General features: G+C 67.0%; 18 protein-coding genes. 9 read left to right on the top strand and 9 right to left on the bottom strand.

The features are described from left to right. Window positions 1-39: 39 nt before the first annotated feature. Complete coding sequence (locus AQZ52_RS17300; protein WP_067913868.1) at window positions 40-930, top strand: ATP-grasp domain-containing protein; 891 nt, start codon at window positions 40-42, stop codon at window positions 928-930. Here AQZ52_RS17300 and AQZ52_RS17295 read toward each other — a convergent pair. The 9 genes from AQZ52_RS17295 to AQZ52_RS17255 all read right to left on the bottom strand — a co-directional run bounded on the left by AQZ52_RS17295 (window position 911) and on the right by AQZ52_RS17255 (window position 9503). Next, the gene (locus tag AQZ52_RS17295) at window positions 911-2773 is read right to left on the bottom strand and encodes a CshA/CshB family fibrillar adhesin-related protein (RefSeq protein WP_067913865.1); all 1863 of its coding nucleotides are present in this window, start codon (window positions 2771-2773) and stop codon (window positions 911-913) included. The genes AQZ52_RS17300 and AQZ52_RS17295 overlap by 20 nt on opposite strands. 112 nt (window positions 2774-2885) lie before the next feature. Then, window positions 2886-3443: a F0F1 ATP synthase subunit B family protein gene (locus AQZ52_RS17290; protein WP_205626507.1), complete on the bottom strand. Its 558-nt coding sequence runs from the start codon at window positions 3441-3443 to the stop codon at window positions 2886-2888. After that, window positions 3436-3927 (bottom strand): F0F1 ATP synthase subunit B family protein, encoded by a 492-nt coding sequence (locus AQZ52_RS17285; RefSeq protein ID WP_067913862.1) that lies wholly within the window; start codon window positions 3925-3927, stop codon window positions 3436-3438. The genes AQZ52_RS17290 and AQZ52_RS17285 overlap by 8 nt, the downstream gene beginning before the upstream one ends. 101 nt (window positions 3928-4028) lie before the next feature. Continuing rightward, window positions 4029-4256, bottom strand: a complete 228-nt coding sequence (locus AQZ52_RS17280; protein WP_054122335.1) for a F0F1 ATP synthase subunit C — start codon at window positions 4254-4256, stop codon at window positions 4029-4031. Window positions 4257-4311: 55 nt separating this feature from the next. Further along, window positions 4312-5097: a F0F1 ATP synthase subunit A gene (locus tag AQZ52_RS17275; protein ID WP_067913859.1), complete on the bottom strand. Its 786-nt coding sequence runs from the start codon at window positions 5095-5097 to the stop codon at window positions 4312-4314. A 64-nt stretch (window positions 5098-5161) separates the two neighbouring features. Next, entirely contained in the window at window positions 5162-5479 is a 318-nt protein-coding gene (locus AQZ52_RS17270; RefSeq protein ID WP_067913856.1) for an AtpZ/AtpI family protein, read from the bottom strand. Window positions 5480-5681: 202 nt separating this feature from the next. Continuing rightward, window positions 5682-6071 (bottom strand): DUF1318 domain-containing protein, encoded by a 390-nt coding sequence (locus AQZ52_RS17265; protein ID WP_067913853.1) that lies wholly within the window; start codon window positions 6069-6071, stop codon window positions 5682-5684. Between the two features lies 1 nt (window position 6072). Beyond that, a complete protein-coding gene (locus tag AQZ52_RS17260; RefSeq protein ID WP_240481738.1) occupies window positions 6073-6339 on the bottom strand; it encodes a YnbE family lipoprotein in 267 nt (88 codons plus the stop codon). Beyond that, window positions 6336-9503, bottom strand: coding sequence for an intermembrane phospholipid transport protein YdbH family protein (locus AQZ52_RS17255; protein ID WP_067913849.1), 3168 nt, complete (start codon window positions 9501-9503; stop codon window positions 6336-6338). Before AQZ52_RS17255 ends, AQZ52_RS17260 begins: the two co-directional genes overlap by 4 nt. A gap of 107 nt (window positions 9504-9610) precedes the next feature. On the opposite strand from AQZ52_RS17255, the gene radC reads away from it, so the two are divergent. From radC to AQZ52_RS17215, 8 genes are all read left to right on the top strand, one after another. Beyond that, window positions 9611-10354: a RadC family protein gene (gene radC / locus AQZ52_RS17250; protein ID WP_067913846.1), complete on the top strand. Its 744-nt coding sequence runs from the start codon at window positions 9611-9613 to the stop codon at window positions 10352-10354. A 1-nt stretch (window position 10355) separates the two neighbouring features. Beyond that, window positions 10356-11060, top strand: a complete 705-nt coding sequence (locus AQZ52_RS17245) for an NRDE family protein (protein ID WP_067913843.1) — start codon at window positions 10356-10358, stop codon at window positions 11058-11060. Between the two features lie 74 nt (window positions 11061-11134). Continuing rightward, window positions 11135-12448: an adenylosuccinate lyase gene (gene purB / locus AQZ52_RS17240; protein ID WP_067913840.1), complete on the top strand. Its 1314-nt coding sequence runs from the start codon at window positions 11135-11137 to the stop codon at window positions 12446-12448. 64 nt (window positions 12449-12512) lie between these two features. Beyond that, window positions 12513-12815 (top strand): DUF1049 domain-containing protein, encoded by a 303-nt coding sequence (locus tag AQZ52_RS17235; protein ID WP_067913837.1) that lies wholly within the window; start codon window positions 12513-12515, stop codon window positions 12813-12815. After that, window positions 12812-13486: an orotidine-5'-phosphate decarboxylase gene (pyrF, locus tag AQZ52_RS17230; protein WP_067913834.1), complete on the top strand. Its 675-nt coding sequence runs from the start codon at window positions 12812-12814 to the stop codon at window positions 13484-13486. Before AQZ52_RS17235 ends, pyrF begins: the two co-directional genes overlap by 4 nt. An 11-nt stretch (window positions 13487-13497) precedes the next feature. Further along, on the top strand, window positions 13498-14001 hold the full coding sequence (locus AQZ52_RS17225; RefSeq protein ID WP_067913831.1) for a GNAT family N-acetyltransferase: 504 nt from the start codon (window positions 13498-13500) through the stop codon (window positions 13999-14001). Between the two features lie 80 nt (window positions 14002-14081). Further along, complete coding sequence (locus AQZ52_RS17220; protein WP_067913828.1) at window positions 14082-14840, top strand: SIMPL domain-containing protein; 759 nt, start codon at window positions 14082-14084, stop codon at window positions 14838-14840. A gap of 106 nt (window positions 14841-14946) precedes the next feature. Further along, the gene (locus AQZ52_RS17215) at window positions 14947-15591 is read left to right on the top strand and encodes a phosphoribosylanthranilate isomerase (RefSeq protein ID WP_067913825.1); all 645 of its coding nucleotides are present in this window, start codon (window positions 14947-14949) and stop codon (window positions 15589-15591) included. Window positions 15592-15603: the final 12 nt, after the last annotated feature.

Genomic DNA, 15603 nt, shown 5'->3' with positions numbered 1-15603 from the left:
GCGGTCTGGATCAAGGGATGACCGAGAAGAGACAGCCCCATGAAATTCGCCTTCCTCGCCTGCAGCACCACGCTGCCCGGCGCCCCGGACCGCCGCGCCGATGCCTTTGAGCACGATCAGCAGATGGCAGCCCTCGTCGCCGCGCTGCGCCTCGGCGAAAGCGTCACCGATATCGACTGGCAGGCCCCGCTAGAGGCCTTCGCCGGCTTCGATGCCGCGCTCATCGGCACGCCATGGGACTATTGGGACAACCGCGAGGCGTTCCTCGCCAAGCTGGATGCCATCGCCGCGCTTGGCGTGCCCGTCCACAATGCGCCCGCTGTCGTGCGCTGGAATATCGACAAGGGCTATCTGGCGGAACTCGGCGCGCGCGGCGTCGCGACGATCCCCACGCTCCTCATCGACAACCCCGGCCCCGCCGAAATTCTCGCCGCCTTCGATCATTTCGCCTGCGACCGCGTGGTCGTGAAGCGCCGCGTCGGCGCCGGAGCGGAAGGACAGTTCGACTTCACCCGCGACAATCCCCCGGCCGCCGATTGGCGCATGGGCCATGCCGCGCTGGTCCAGCCCTTTCTGCCCGGCATTGTCGATGAAGGCGAACATTCCCTCATCTTCATCGATGGCCAGTTCAGCCACGGCCTGATCAAACGCCCCGCGCCAGGCGACTACCGTGTGCAGTCGCTCTATGGTGGCTGGGATACCGCCGTCACCCCTGCGCCGGCAGACCTTGCCGCTGCCGAGGCCGTCGTTGCCGGCCTGCCCTTCCCTGCCCCGCTTTATGCACGGATTGATCTGGTGCGCGGCCCCGATGGCACTTTGCTGCTCATGGAAGCCGAAGTGATCGAGCCGTTTCTCTACCCGCTGCAAGGCCCCGAACTGGGGCCGCGCCTGCTGGCGGGCCTGCGCCGGCTTATTGCATCTGCGCCCTGAACGAGATCGTGAAGTTCGGCGGCGTCCCGGTGGAGCCAGCCATCGTCCCTTTGGGGTTCACGCAGATGAACTTCACCGCCGCATCGTAGGCCGTGGTCGGCGAATAGGTGCAGCCCGCGAAGGTTGTCGGCGCTGACGCAGCGTTGGAATATCGGATATCGGTGCCGGCGGTGAAGGTCAGCCCGCTGGTCGGCGTCCCTTGCGTGAAGGTCGGCGTGGCAGCGGTGCCCACCAGCATCTGGCTCGGCAGCGAATCGATCAGCAACACCGAATTGTTATCCACCGCCGTCGGCCCGGTGTTCGAGACGAGGATCGAATACTGCACGATCGCGCCCGGAATCATCTTCGGGTTGGTCGTGCCGTTGACCGGGTCTGAAAGCACGCTCGAGGTTTTCACCAGCGTGAGCGTGGCGTTCGATGCGCGCCGCGTGTTGGTGATGGTGCACGATATGACGTCGCCCATCTGCGGGGTCACCGTGCCGCCCGCCGCCGTGGGAAGCGTGGTTGTCGAACCGGTGGAGGCGTTCGTACAGGTCATCGCCGCGGTATATTGGGTCAGGCTCGTTGTCCCTGCGCCTACCTCCGTGAAGGCATAGGCCGTACCGGCAGACACCATCACTTGCGGCGTCGTGCCATTGGTCACGGTCGTGGTCGTACCCGTCGTGGTCGTCGTCGCTACGGTTGTCGAACCCTGGTTGATGTTCATCACGAACTGATCGGTGTTGAACCGCCGCCCGCCCGTGCCCAGTGCTTTGGTCAGCTGGAGGTGCGGAAACACCGTGTTGGTGAATGTACAGGTGACGAGGTCGCCGAACTGCAGCGCGCCGAAGCTGAAGTTGGTCGTGATCACCCCGCTCGGCAGCGGTGTGCTCGAGCTTACCGAATTGGTGCAGGTGAGGCTGCTGCGGTAGTCGGTCAGCGGGTTGGCGCTACCCGCCGCCATGCTTTGCGTCAGCGTCAGTGGCAGCGCCGACGCCGTCGTCAGCGTCGCTGCGGTGAACGGCCCGTTCCCTGTCCCGCTTGACGTCCCGCTCGCCAGGGTCGAGCCGCCCGACGTCGCGTTGATGTTGAAGGTGAACTGGTCCGCAGCCGATGCGCGCACACCGGTCAGCTGCAGGTTGAGCTTGATCGAGGCAAAGCGCACTGCAAACATCACGCCCTGCAGGCCGCCCCCGACAATCGTGGTATTCAGCGAAGTCGGCGTGCTCGAGCCCACGATATTTGCGCCGACTGTGTTCGGCACGCCCGTTACCGTGAATGTCTGGGTGCCAAGGCCCGTACTCGTTGGATAGGTCGTGCCGCTGATCGGCCCGGCATTGTCGAGCGCAACCCAGTTGCCACCATTGGTGGTGAAGGCGAGCGATTCGCCTTCGTTCGACGATTCGCCGTCCGCCGCCACGAACATGTAGCTGGTAATCTGGGAGACACCGGCAGGCGGCGTGAGCACGATGTTGCTGATCGCGGCGGTCGTCGTGCCCGCTGCCGTTTGGTAGAGGATGGGACGGCCACCAACGCCCAGAAACGCGGTGTTGCCGATGGCCGCGCCAGACCAGGAAGGCGCCGCCGCGCCGCCGATTGCCGCGCCGCTGATCTTCAGCGTGAAGGTCATCACGGTGCCGTCTGGCAGCGTATACGACATCGCCTGCCCAGCGGCGGAGCGCGCGGCGGTATCGTTGTAGCCCGAGAAATCGAGCCAGCAGTAAGAAGCCCAGTTGGCCGGACCGGTCGACCCTTGCGATGTCGCGTAATAGCAGCTTGCCGCTTCGGCGCGCTCCGCACCGAGCCCCAGCAGCAGAAACGCCAGAAGCAGCGCCGCGAATTGCCGGAATAGCCCGCAGGTCATGCCCAGCACCCAGTCCCGATCCTTCTCATGAAGCGAGGGACTAGGGGAAAACTCTTAGGACAGAGTTAACCATGCCCCGCCAACAGTCGCGGGGAATGGTCCGATGTGACAGTCAGTTTGCGAGACCGGCAATCGCGCCGTCAACAAGCGCCTTGTCGGCGCTGGCGCCGTGGTGCTGGGCGATCAGCTGGCCGGCCGCAGCAGCCGCGGCTGCAGCCGCGCGGGCACGCAGTTCCTCGACCGCAGCGCGTTCGGCAGCGGCGATTTTGTCGGTCGCCATCTTCTCGCGCCGCGCGATCATCGCGGTGGTGTCCACCTCGGCCTTGGCGATGATCGCCTGGGCCTCGTGGCGGGCATGCTCGACCATCGCCGCAGCGTCGGCTTCGGCGCCGGCGATCTTGGCGGCATATTCGGACCGCAGCGCCTCTGCCTCGGCACGAAGGGCCTTGGCGGCGTCCAGTTGCGCGCGGATCGCGGCAATCTTGGCATCAAGTCCGCCGGCAATCGCGCCGGGGACCTTCTTCCAGATGACGATCGCGAGGAACGCGGTCATCGAGAGCGCAACCCACATGCCAGGGGTAATGAACCCGAAAGCCACTGGCTCAGCGTGCTCCGCACCGTGCTCGGCGATATGTTCGGCGGCAGCCGCCAGCAGAGCAAAATTAGCCATGGAGAACGTCCTTCACCGCCGCGCGAGCGGCATCGGCCGCAACCGTCAGCCCGGCAACGCGGGCGGCGATGTCGGCAGCGGCTTCGGCCGCCACGGTTTCGATTTCAGCCAGCGCGCCGGCACGAGCAGCGGCAATTCGCCCCTCGGCTTCGGCGATCTTCGCCTCGGCGTCGGCACCAGCGACCGCGAGCCGCGCTTCGGCCGCCTTGGCGGCGTCGGCCTTGGCCGCAGCGATCAACGCCTGTGCTTCGCCCCGCTGCTTGGCGGCAGCGGCTTTCCACGCATCGTCCTGTGCTTCGGCTTCGCGGCGTGCCGCTTCTGCGGCCGCGAGGTCCGACGCGATCTTCTGATCGCGGCCTTCCATGGTCTCGAGGACCTTGGGCGCCATGCCCCGGCCAACGAGAAAGAAGACGGCGCCGAAAATGACCAGCATCCAGAAGATCTGGCTGGAGTACGTCGCGGCAAGCTGCGAAATCTGGGGCATTGGAGTTCCCGGGCGAACAGAACGATTGGCAGGTCGCTGAAAAACGGTGGAAGGGCCCGTGCTCCGGACCGAGATCCGGAGCACGGGCCCTTTCCGCAAGATCAGGCGACGAAGATCAGGATCATCGCCACGACGAACGAGAGCAGACCGAGAAGTTCGGCGGCCGCGAAGCCGATGAACAGTCGACCCTGCTGGCCGTCGGCAGCGCCCGGGTTGCGCAGCGCGCTCTCGAGGAACGAACCGAAGACGTTACCCACGCCGATGGCGGCCATGCCGGCGCCGATCGCAGCGAGACCCGCACCGATGAGCTTGGCGCTTGCAGGTTCCATGACTTAAACTCCCTTTTCTCTTAAAATCAGATGGATGGATACGATACTCAAGAACTCAGTGCAGATGCTCGGCGTCGTTGATGTACAGCGACGTGAGCAGCGCAAAGACGTAGGCCTGGATGCCAGCGACGAGGATCTCGAGCGCGCAGATGGCAACCATCAAAATGAAGCTGGGGATCGAGACGAGCCCCATGAAGAACGCGCCGGCGTTGGCGCCGCCTATCACGAAGCTGGAGAGCACTTCGAGCAGCACGTGGCCGGCCATCATCGCAACGAAGAGACGCAGGCCAAGGCTGAACGGGCGAACGAGGAACGAGACCAGTTCGATCACGAAGATCAGCGGGATCATCGGCAGCGGCGTGCCGTGTGGCACGAACAGCGAGAAGAAGTGGAAGCCGTGCTTCCAGAAGCCCACGACCAGAACGATCGCGAACGACATGATCGCCAGCACGCCCGTCGCGGTGAAATGGCTGGTGAAGGTGAAGGGGTGCACGCCGACGAGGCCGAGCGGCAGCAGGCCGAGCAGGTTCGCAAAGAGGATGAACATGAACAGCGAGAAGACGTAAGGAAGGTACTTGCGGCCTTCCTTGCCGACGTTCGCCGAAAGCATGTTTTCGATGAAGCCGGTCATCGTCTCGACCATCATCTGCCAGCGGCCGGGGACGAGCTCGCGCTTCATCCCGCCGAGCATGAAGGCGTAAAGCACCACCGCGGAAATCAGCATCCACAGCGCCGAATTGGTGAACGCGATGTTGAAACCGCCAAGGGCCCAGTGATCGGTGCCGAACAGCGGCTCGATCGTGAACTGGTGCATCGGATCAACTTTGGCTTCGGTTGCCACGCGCGAAAATCCCGTTTCCTGTTATGCCAAAACGGCCTTCCGATGCGGCCCCCGGTCCTGGGGCTCAATCGGAACGCCGGTTCGCAATCCGGATGATGTTTCTGAAGGCGACTGCGATCCCGAGGAACAGCATCACCATCAGGCCCCAGTGGCCGCGTCCGACGAACCAGTCAATGGCCACGCCAACCGCCGCACCCCCGATCATTCCCCCCAGCAGCTCGGCCAGTACCTGGTTGCCAAGGCGGTAGCCCGCGTCGGCGCCTTGCTGGCCGCTGCGCGTCCGCTCCGCTTCGTGACGCTTGGCCGCGGCAAGCCGCGCTTCAAGCGATGCGATCCGGGCATCCGCGCCGATGGGGTCCTCACGGTCAGGGTCGTCAACCATGCCAGCCTTCTTTCGCCTTCAAGCAGCGCAAGGGGCCTGGCGCGGGAAACGGTCCCCCGTCAAGGGCACCGGCCCTTTAGGAAGGGCGGCTTGGCAAGTCAACCGCAGCAGAAGGTGCTGTAAACGGCGGAATTGCGGCATGTGCGAAGACGCGCCCTGGATCATCGACCTGGCGCGCGTCTGTTTTTACCGCGATTTGAACTCAGGGGCAGCGCGAATCGCGCAGCGGCGGTGCGGACGTGCGCGTCTGCCAGCTGCCGTCGGGGCCCTGGTACTTCTCGCCCGGCGTCGTCTGCGAGATCAGCAGGCATCCCGATGTCAGCGCATATTCCTCCACCGTCGCATGGGCTGCAGCGGCCTTGTCGGCATAGACGGCCTTGCGCTTGATGTTGAGCTCGTCGATCACCGCCTTGAGCGAGGGGCTCGGGGGCATGACATAGCCGAGGTAGCCATCAACCTTCTCGCCCACCTGCCCGGCCGCGCGCGCCGCGGCATAGGCCGGATCGCGCTGCGCCTGCGCGGCGGCAGGGATCATGCCGGCCACGGCCAGTGCGGCGCCCGCCAGCCCGAGTTTTCCAAATGTGCGTGCCATCTCAGAAAATGTCCTTGTTATTGTCGATCGTCTGGCTGGCGTCTCCGGCCAGGCGATAGACCACTTCCTGCTTGATGTTGATGTTGAGCTCGATGACGATCGGCTTGTCGGGCGCCTTCACGGTAATGCACCCGCCCGTCAGCATCGAGCCTGCCGCCAACACGGCCGCGAGGCGCAATTGCCGCAGTCGTCTGCCTGTCCCCGCCATTCTGCCCAGCCCCTCAACCTTGATGGGCCACGTGGTTGCAGGGTTGCTGATCAACGTCAATTGCCGGCTCCTTTTGGCGTGGAACTGCTGACCGAAGGCTGAACGCCGCTGGCAGGTGGCTGCAAGGTTCTGGGAAGACCGCGGAACGCTCCCGGCGGCGGCTGCGGGTTCATCGAACTGATCAGGCTGTAGAATGGCGCGTGGATGTTGACGTTGAACTGCAGCGGCACCCTGGCGATCTGCCGGGTCAGGAAATTCTGCTTGGCATCCTTGCCCTGGCGGATGCCACTGAACTGGACGCGCGTGATCACGTCTCCGGCCAGATTGCCGTCCATGCCGATCGTCATGCTCGAATAATCCAGCGATTTCAGCGCGTCGAACGCGAAGTTCGCCATCATCGACAAGTCCTTGTAAGACAGGGCACCGACATAGGAGACGGTGCCGCCGGGCAGGCGCGACACCAGTTCGCCGCCGATGATGCGCCCCCCGCTGGCATCGAATTCCAGCGGCAGCACCCCGTCGAACACGCCGGTCGCCGAAAGGTTGGCCAGTTCCATCCGCTCGAGGAACTTGGCCGCATCGAGGTTCTCGATCTCGATCCGGAAGCGGCGCGGCTCGTTGACCGTCAGCCTGAGGTCCCCCGGTGACAGGCGCAACTTGCCGCCGAGGAACGGCCAGACGCCGCCGTTGATGCGCACGACCTGTCCCGGCAGCAGTTCGATATCGACCACGCCGTCGTTCACTTCGATCCCCGGGTTGGCCGAACCCACATGGAGGATCTGGTGCGGGGCCGTGGCCATGCCGATCAGATCGGTGAAGTGGAGCGTACCCGAAACGGCCTTCACCGGGCCGAATGCCGCCGCGAAATCGAACCCATCGGTGCCGAACGTGCCGGTGCTGGTCAGGGTCCTGTCCGTCCAGTCGACCCGCCCGGTCCCGCGCACCGTTCCTTCGGCGAGCGCGATCACGCCCTTGAACTGCGGCGCCAGCGTATCGACCTGCAGCCCGCCGACCTTGCCGGGCACGATCTTGCGCTTGTCGAAGACAAGGCCATCGACCGCGAGATCGGCGTGGCCGCGTGCCGTGGCGAGATCATGCGCCAGGCTGACCCGCACCACCTCGGCCCTCGAATCCGGTTCGCGCAGCACCGCCTCGGCGGCGATGCGGTTATCCTTCAGCGTGAGGACAGCATTCTCGCCGGCCAGCGTCTTGAACCGCGCCGGCTGGAACCGGTCGGCGGCGGCAAAGTGCACACCGCTGAGGGTCAGCGCGCCCTCGGCAAAGCGCCAGTCGCCCGCCGCATCGGTCAGGTCGATCGGCACGGCGGCGAGCCTCGCGTCGACGCCGCCGAACGTGCCTGCGAAGTCCTTGCCGAGGCGCGCGACCAGATTGGCCAGCTTCACCCGCGTCGCCGCCTCGCCCTGCCCCAGCGTGACGTCCGCGCCGCGCAGCGTCAGCGTGCCGGGCCAGGCAAGGCCAACCGGCCCGGTGCTCAAAACCAGCGGTGTTTCGCCAAGCCGCCCGCTGAGCGCGAGGGCGGACATGCCAAGGGCCGCGCTGAAGCCCCCCGCGCCATAGCGCACGATCGCCTGCCCCCCTGCCGGACAGACCGTCAGCTGCCGCCGGTCCAGCGTGACGGCCCCCACCTGGAGGCTGGTGAACGCCGGCGTCACGCAGCGCTCCCACAGCGCGAGATCGCCGCGCGGGCTGATGGTTCCGGCAATCGGCAGGCTGAGGCCGCTCACCGCGCCGCCGGGGATCGCGCCCGATGCCTCGGCGATACCGCTGAAGGTCAGCGCGCCGCCCGGCCCCTGTGCCACCTCGAGCAAGGGCAGCGCCAGCATGTCCGCCCCGCTGCGATAGGCGGCCATTCGCAGCTTCAGCGCCGGCCGGCCGCCCGCACCCGGCTCCATCCGCCCGGTGATCGGCGGCAGGCCCTCGCCCGCCATCGCGAAATTGCCCGCAAGGCTCGGCAGGCGGCCCGGCTGCGAGGCGACCTGCAGGCGCGACACCGAGAGCAGCGCCGCCCCGCTGCCGCCGCGCACCGCCGCGCTCGGCGCAACGAGGCTCCATTTCACGCCCTCGCGGCGCAGCACCACATCGCCCGCCAGCCGGCTGCCGCGCTCCTCGCGTGCCAGCGCGCCGCGCAGCCGGGCGAGCAACGGCGCGGCCAGTGTGCCTTCTGCGGCGGCGGCGGCCCCGGCAAGGGCGCGTTCGGTCGCGGCCCCTCGCGCGAGTCCCCGGCCCGAAACCGCGCCGCGCAGCACCACGCTCTCCCCGCCCGCCTTCACATCGAGATCGCCGTCAATCCCGAGCGTTCCTGCCACCAGACCTGCCGTGCGCACCCCGGCAGCTTCGCTCACCACGTGCCCGCGCAGTTCGCCCAGCTTGAACACGAGTTCGCCGCCAAGCGCGAGGCGCGAGGCGGCCATGCCCCGCGCGGCCAGCGTGCCCGCTTCCAGCTTGCCCCTGATCGCCGCGCCGCCAAGGTCCTTGTCGCCCGTCACGTCGAGCGCCAGCGCGGCAGGTCCGGTGGACAGGTCCTTGCCGCAGGTCAGCCCGTTCAGCCGCACCGGCCCGGCAAAACGCGGCCGGCCGTCCGCCACCGAGATCGCGCCATAGGCCGTCAGCCGCGCGCCGCTGCATCCGCCCGCCGCCACCTGCGGCATGATCGCGGCCAGCGTGCCCTTGAAACCGCCGGCCAGATTGCCCGTCCCGTCTGCCTTGACGGCCAGACGGCCAAATTCGCTTTCGAGCACGGCGCGGCCGTCGATCACCGTGAGGTCAAGATCGGGCAGTCCTGGCGCGTTGCCCGATGGCGCGTTGGCCAGCACCACCTTGTCGAGCGCGCCAAGGCTCAGGTGGCCCTGGCGGTATGCGCCGTAAAGCCTTGGCCGCACGAGAATGATCTGCCCGATACGCGGCCCCGTCAGCCCATAGGCCAGCCGCACTTCGGCACGCTCGACGGTGAGATCGGGATGTGCAGGATCGCCGATCACGATGCCCCGCAGGATCTGCCGGTCCGCACTGATCGACTCGATCGTATAGCGCCCCGGCAGGCCCATCTGCGCCAGTTGGCGGTCGATCAGGCCACCGGCGATCTGCTCGCGCGCCGACCACAGGCCCACGGCAAGCGCCGCCAGCACTCCCGCCGAAACCAGCGCAAGCCGGCGCCGCTTTCCGGTTTGCCGCACCGCCGGCGCACCGCCCGGCGATTCGTTCATAGGCTCTGCATCGTCCGGCATTGCCGCTCTTGTTGCCCAGCCGGACGGGCGACGCAATGCCGCGGCTTGCACCGCGCGGCAGAGGCAGGCACATTCGCGTTCAGCCCATGGACGATCCGCCCAGCCTCTTTCCCCAGCCCGCGCGCACCCTTTCTGACAAGGACCGCGTGCGCGAAGCGGGGCTCGATCCGTCCGGTCACCGCGCGCGCCTCAGGAAGCGGCTGCTCGAGGGCGGGGACGATGCGCTGGGCGATCACGAGGTCATCGAATATCTCCTGATGACCGCGATCCCCCGGCAGGACGTCAAACCGCATGCGCGCATGCTGCTCCAGCGCTTCGGCAGTCTGGCCGGGGTGCTCAACGCCGATGCGCAGACGCTCATGGGCGTGCCGGGGATCAAGGAGGCGGCGGCGGCCGCGCTCAAGATCGTCGGCATTTCGGCGCGGCGTCTCGCCCGGCAGACCGTGCGCGAGGAGCCGGTCCTGTCCAGCTGGCAGGCGCTGCTCGATTATCTCCACATCGACATGGCCCACCTCAACCACGAACGGGTGCGGGTGCTCTATCTCAACACGCAGAACCGGCTGATCCTCGATCAGATCGTGAGTGACGGCACGCTCGATGAATCGGCGATCTACACGCGCGAGATCATCGCCAAGGCGATGGCCATCGGCGCTGCCGCGCTGATTCTGGTGCACAATCACCCCTCGGGCAGCCCGGAGCCCAGCCGCGCCGATATCCAGATCACGCAGAAGATCATCGAGGCCGGCCGGTTGCTGGGCGTCACGGTCCACGATCACGTGATCATCGGGCGGCAAGGCCATGTCAGCCTCAAGGCCAAGGGCCTGATCTGACATGTGCGTCGCCGCTGCCGCCTTCCGCGTGCACCCGCGTTGGCGCCTTGTCGTCATCGGCAACCGCGACGAGTTCCACGTACGCCCCACCGCGCCGCTGGCCCGCTGGGACAACGGCGTGATCGCCGGGCGCGATCTGCAGGCCGGCGGAACCTGGCTGGGTGTGAATGACGCGGGCCGCTTCGCGCTCGTCACCAACCTGCGCGTCGATGGCTACCCCCTCCCCCACCTCGCCTCGCGCGGCGCACTGGTCACCGACTGGCTGGCGGGACACGAACCCGCCGCGCCGGAAACCATGAACCCGTTCAACCTCTTCATGGCCGATGCTCAGGGGGCCTGGCACCTCACCAACCACCCAGCAGTCCGCCGTCGCTCCCTCGCCCCCGGCATCCACGGACTCTCGAACGGCCCGCATGAGCAGCCCTGGGCCAAGACAACTGCACTCCAGTCTGCGCTCGGCCGGTGGCTGGATACGGGCCGCGATGATCCCGACCCCCTCCTTGCCGCGCTGGCGGATCAGACCGAGCTTGCCGGAGAGGGCCCCGAAGCCCGTTTCTCCTCCGTCTTCATCCGCAATCCGCTCTACGGCACGCGCTGTTCCACCATTCTCACCATCGCGGCAGACGGCGCCGCGCGCATCATCGAGCGCCGCTTCGATGATGCTGGCCAGACCACGGGCGAGACCGACCTCACCTTCACAACCTGAAGCGTGCCCCTCTTGCCTTCCCGGCCACCGCCTCCTAGCGGCTCCCCCACGTAAGCCCGCTTGAGGAGTCGCCCATGGTCCCCCGTTATGCCCGCCCCGCGATGACCGCGATCTGGGAGCCGGAAGCGCGCTATCGCATCTGGTTCGAGATCGAGGCGCACGCGACCGAGAAGCTCGGCGAGCTTGGCGTCGTCCCGCCGTCCGCCGCCAAGGCGCTGTGGGACTGGTGGGCCACCAATCCGGCCATCGACGTTGCCGCCATCGACGCGATCGAGGCGGTCACCAAGCACGACGTCATCGCCTTCCTCGATTGGGTGGCCAAGGAAGTCGGCCCCGAAGCCCGCTTCATGCACCAGGGCATGACAAGCTCCGACGTGCTCGACACCACGCTGAACGTCCAGCTGACGCAGGCCGCCGATATCCTCATCGCGGACATCGACGCGCTGCTGGACGCCATCAAGCGCCGCGCGGTGGAGCACAAGTACACGCCCACCATCGGCCGCAGCCACGGCATCCATGCCGAGCCGACCACCTTCGGCCTCAAGCTCGCGCAGGCCTATGCCGAGTTCGACCGCTGCTGGGCGCGCCTCGTCGCCGCGCGCGCCGAAGTCGCCACGTGCGCCATTTCGGGCGCCGTCGGCACCTTCGCCAACATCGACCCTGCCGTCGAAGCCCATGTCGCCGAAAAACTTGGGCTGAGCGTCGAACCCGTCTCGACGCAGGTCATCCCGCGCGACCGGCACGCCATGTTCTTCGCCGTGCTCGGCGTGATCGCCAGCAGCATCGAGCGCCTCGCCACCGAAGTGCGCCACTTGCAGCGCACCGAAGTGCTGGAGGCGGAGGAATACTTCTCGCCCGGCCAGAAGGGCTCCTCGGCGATGCCGCACAAGCGCAACCCGGTGCTGACGGAAAACCTCACCGGCCTCGCCCGCGTGGTCCGCTCCGCCGTCACGCCTGCGCTGGAGAACGTCGCCCTGTGGCACGAGCGCGATATCTCGCACTCCTCGGTCGAGCGCTACATCGGCCCGGACGCGACGATCACACTCGATTTCGCGCTCGCCCGCCTCACCGGCGTGATCGACAAGCTGCTCGTGTACCCTGAGCGGATGCAGAAGAACCTCGACCGCATGGGTGGCCTCGTCCACTCGCAGCGTGTGCTCCTCGCGCTCACCCAGGCGGGCCTCACGCGCGACGATTCCTACCGGCTCGTCCAGCGCAACGCGATGCAGGTCTGGCAGTCGGACGGCCAGCTCTCGCTGCTCGAACTGCTGAAGGCCGATCCCGAAGTCAGCGCGGTGATGAGCGCGCAGGAACTCGAGGACAAGTTCAACCTCGATTACCATTTCAAGGCCGTCGACACGATCTTCGCCCGCGTTTTCGGGGCGTAAGGCAGGACTCGCCTTGCGCGCCAAAGCGGACTAGCTTGGTCCGAAACAACGCGAGGGGACCCGCATGAAATCACTGCGCACGATCCTGTGGCTTGTGATCGTGGCCGCGCTGGCCGCCTTTTCCGCCGCGAACTGGCAGCCGGTCGAACTTCACGTCTGGCAGGGCCTCGTTCTCGATACCAAGCTGCCCGCGCTCGTCATCGCCGCGTTCCTCCTCGGCCTCGTCCCCATGTGGCTGATCCACCGCACCACGCGCTGGCGGCTCTCGCGCCGCATCGCCAATCTTGAAACCACGCTGGCCGGAAGCGCCTCGCTCTCCTCCACCCAGCTCGACGCCGCATCGAAGAAAGCAAACGAAGCCCCATGAGCAATCCCGTCTATCTCGCGCTTGATCTCCCGCGTCTCGATGCCGCCATCGCGCTGGCGCAGAAGGTCAGGGGCCATATCGGCGGGGTGAAGCTCGGCCTCGAATTCTTCTGCGCGCACGGCCACCACGGCGTCCACGAAGTGGCAAAGCTGGGCCTTCCGGTTTTCCTCGACCTCAAGCTGCACGACATCCCCAACACTGTCGCCGCCGCGATGCAGTCGATCCACGTGCTTGAACCCGCGATCGTCACGATCCACGCCGCCGGCGGCCGTGCGATGATGGAAGACGCCAAGGCCGCTGCGGGCGAGCACTGCAAGGTTGTCGCGGTCACCGTCCTCACCAGCCTCGATGACGATGACCTCGCCGGTGTCGGCGTTCCGGGCGGCGCGCACGATCAGGCGCTGCGGCTGGCCGATCTGGCGCAGGAAGCCGGGCTCGATGGCATCGTCTGTTCGGGCCACGAAGTCGGCGCGATCCACAAGCGCTGGAAGAACGGCTTCTTCGTCGTCCCCGGCCTTCGCCCCGATACCGGGCATACCGCGGACCAGAAGCGCATCGTCACCCCCGCCGCCGCCCGCCGCGATGGGGCCAGCGTCCTCGTCATCGGCCGCCCGATCAGCCGCGCCGAAGACCCCGTCGCCGCGGCCCGCGCCATCGAAGCCACGCTCTGAGTCAGCCCGCCATGATCGCCTACCGGATTGCACAAGCATCTGACGCGCAAAAGCTGCGCGCCCTGATCGAAAGCGGCTACAGGGGCGAAAGCGCGAGACAAGGTTGGACAAACGAGGCCGATCTGCTCGACGGAAACCGCACCACGCCCGAGGAAGTCGCCGCGATGATTGCGGCGCCCGAGAAACGCGTCCTTCTGGCCGAACAGGATGGCACACTGATTGGCACGGTCACGGTCACCGATCTAGGCGACGGCCGCGCGTATATGGGTTTGCTTTGCGTTTCTCCCACCTTGCAGGCCGGTGGCCTTGGGAGCGCCCTACTCAGCGAAGGGGAGGGTCTTGCCGTCAGGGAATTCGGCGCGCGGGTCGTTGAAGGCATGGTACTTCATGTCCGCACCGATCTCATCGCGTACTACGAACGGCGCGGCTACAGCCGCACCGGCGAACTGCGGCCCTTCCCGCTGCCGATGGATGTGCCCTACAAGATGGTCGTGCTCGAGCGGTCCATCTCCTGAAGCACTTCTGTCATCGCGGTTCAGCCCCGCGAAAGGCCCCTCGCCCCACATGGGCGGCCACTTCTCAAGGGGACAAACCGATGACAACCACCTCCACCTCGCTCCTGATGGCCGCCGCGCTTGCTGCTGCCGGTGCCGCCTCGCCCGCCATGGCGCAGAGCATGTCCTCCGCTCCGGTGGTCGCCCCCGGCAATGCGGTTCTGACCCTCAGCGCCGATGGCAAGTCGACCCGCACGCCCGATCTCGCCGTGTTCAGCGCAGGCGTCACCACGCAGGCCAAGACCGCGTCGGCCGCCCTCTCGCAAAACGCCGAGCAGATGAACGCGGTGATTGCCGCGCTCAAGGCCAGTGGCATTGCCGAGCGCGACATCCAGACCAGCAACCTCTCGGTCAATCCGCTCTACGGCCAGCCCCGCGCCGATGCGAACGGCAACGTTTCCGGCGATCCCGTGATCATCGGCTATCAGGCGAGCAACCAGGTCGAGGTCAAGCAGCGCAAGATCGGCAACTACGGCAAGACGATCGACACGCTGGTGAACGCCGGGGCCAATCAGATCAGCGGCCCCTCGTTCCAGCTGGAGAGCCCCGACGCCGCCAGCGACGAGGCCCGCCTCGACGCGATGAAGAAGGCCCGCGCCCGCGCCGAACTCTATGCCAAGGCGGCCGGCCTCACCGTCAAGCGCATCCTCACCATCAGCGAGAGCGGCGGCTATGCCCCGCAGCCGATGGTGATGTTTGCCCGCGCCGAAAAGATGATGGCCGCCGCGCCCAGCCCGGTTGCGGCAGGCGAAGTGCAGGTTGCTGCATCCGTGACGGTGACGTTCGAGCTGGGACAGTAAGGGAAAGCCCACCCCTTCCCCCTCCCGCAAGCTGGAGGGGGAGGGGTGGGACAGCGGTCAGGCGACAGGATTTGACCCGCAAACCCCGACCCCCTATCCGCACGCCATGCCTGCCCCCGAAATCAAGATCTGCGGCCTCACCTCCCCCGCAGCCCTCGAGGCCGCCATCGCCGCGCGCGCCGATTACGCTGGCCTCGTCATCTTCCCGCCCAGCCCGCGGCACCTCGCACTCGCCGATGCCGCCGCACTCGCCGCGCGCGCCGCGGGCCGGATCAAGCTCGTCGGCCTCTTCGTCGATGCCGCCGAAAGCCTTGTCGCCGAAGTGGTCGCCGCAGCCTCGCTCGATGTGATCCAGCTTCACGGCAAGGAAGACCCGGCGCGCGTCGCCGCGATCCGCGCCGCTTTCGGCAAGCCCGTCTGGAAGGCCACCGCCGTCTCCGCCCGTGACGACATCACCCGCGCCGAAACCTTCGCCGGTGCCGCCGATCTCGTCCTGTTCGATGCCAAGCCCCCCAAGGGTGCGGCGATGCCCGGCGGCCTCGGCCTCGTGTTCGACTGGACCTTGCTCGCCGGCTACAAGGCCCCGCTCCCCTGGGGCCTCGCTGGCGGCCTCTCCCCCGCCAACGTCGCCGAAGCCGTCCGCGTGACCAAGGCCCCGCTGGTCGACGTCTCTTCCGGCGTCGAAAGCGCGCCCGGGGTGAAGGACGAGGCCCTGATCAAGCAGTTCTGCCGCGAAGCCCGCGCCATCTGATTGCCCTAAAGC

Origin of the sequence: Novosphingobium fuchskuhlense (genome assembly GCF_001519075.1) — a bacterium.
GTDB classification, from domain to species: domain Bacteria; phylum Pseudomonadota; class Alphaproteobacteria; order Sphingomonadales; family Sphingomonadaceae; genus Novosphingobium; species Novosphingobium fuchskuhlense.
The sequence above is the reverse complement of the archived record's forward strand: the minus strand, read 5'-3'. Positions and strand labels throughout refer to the sequence as shown.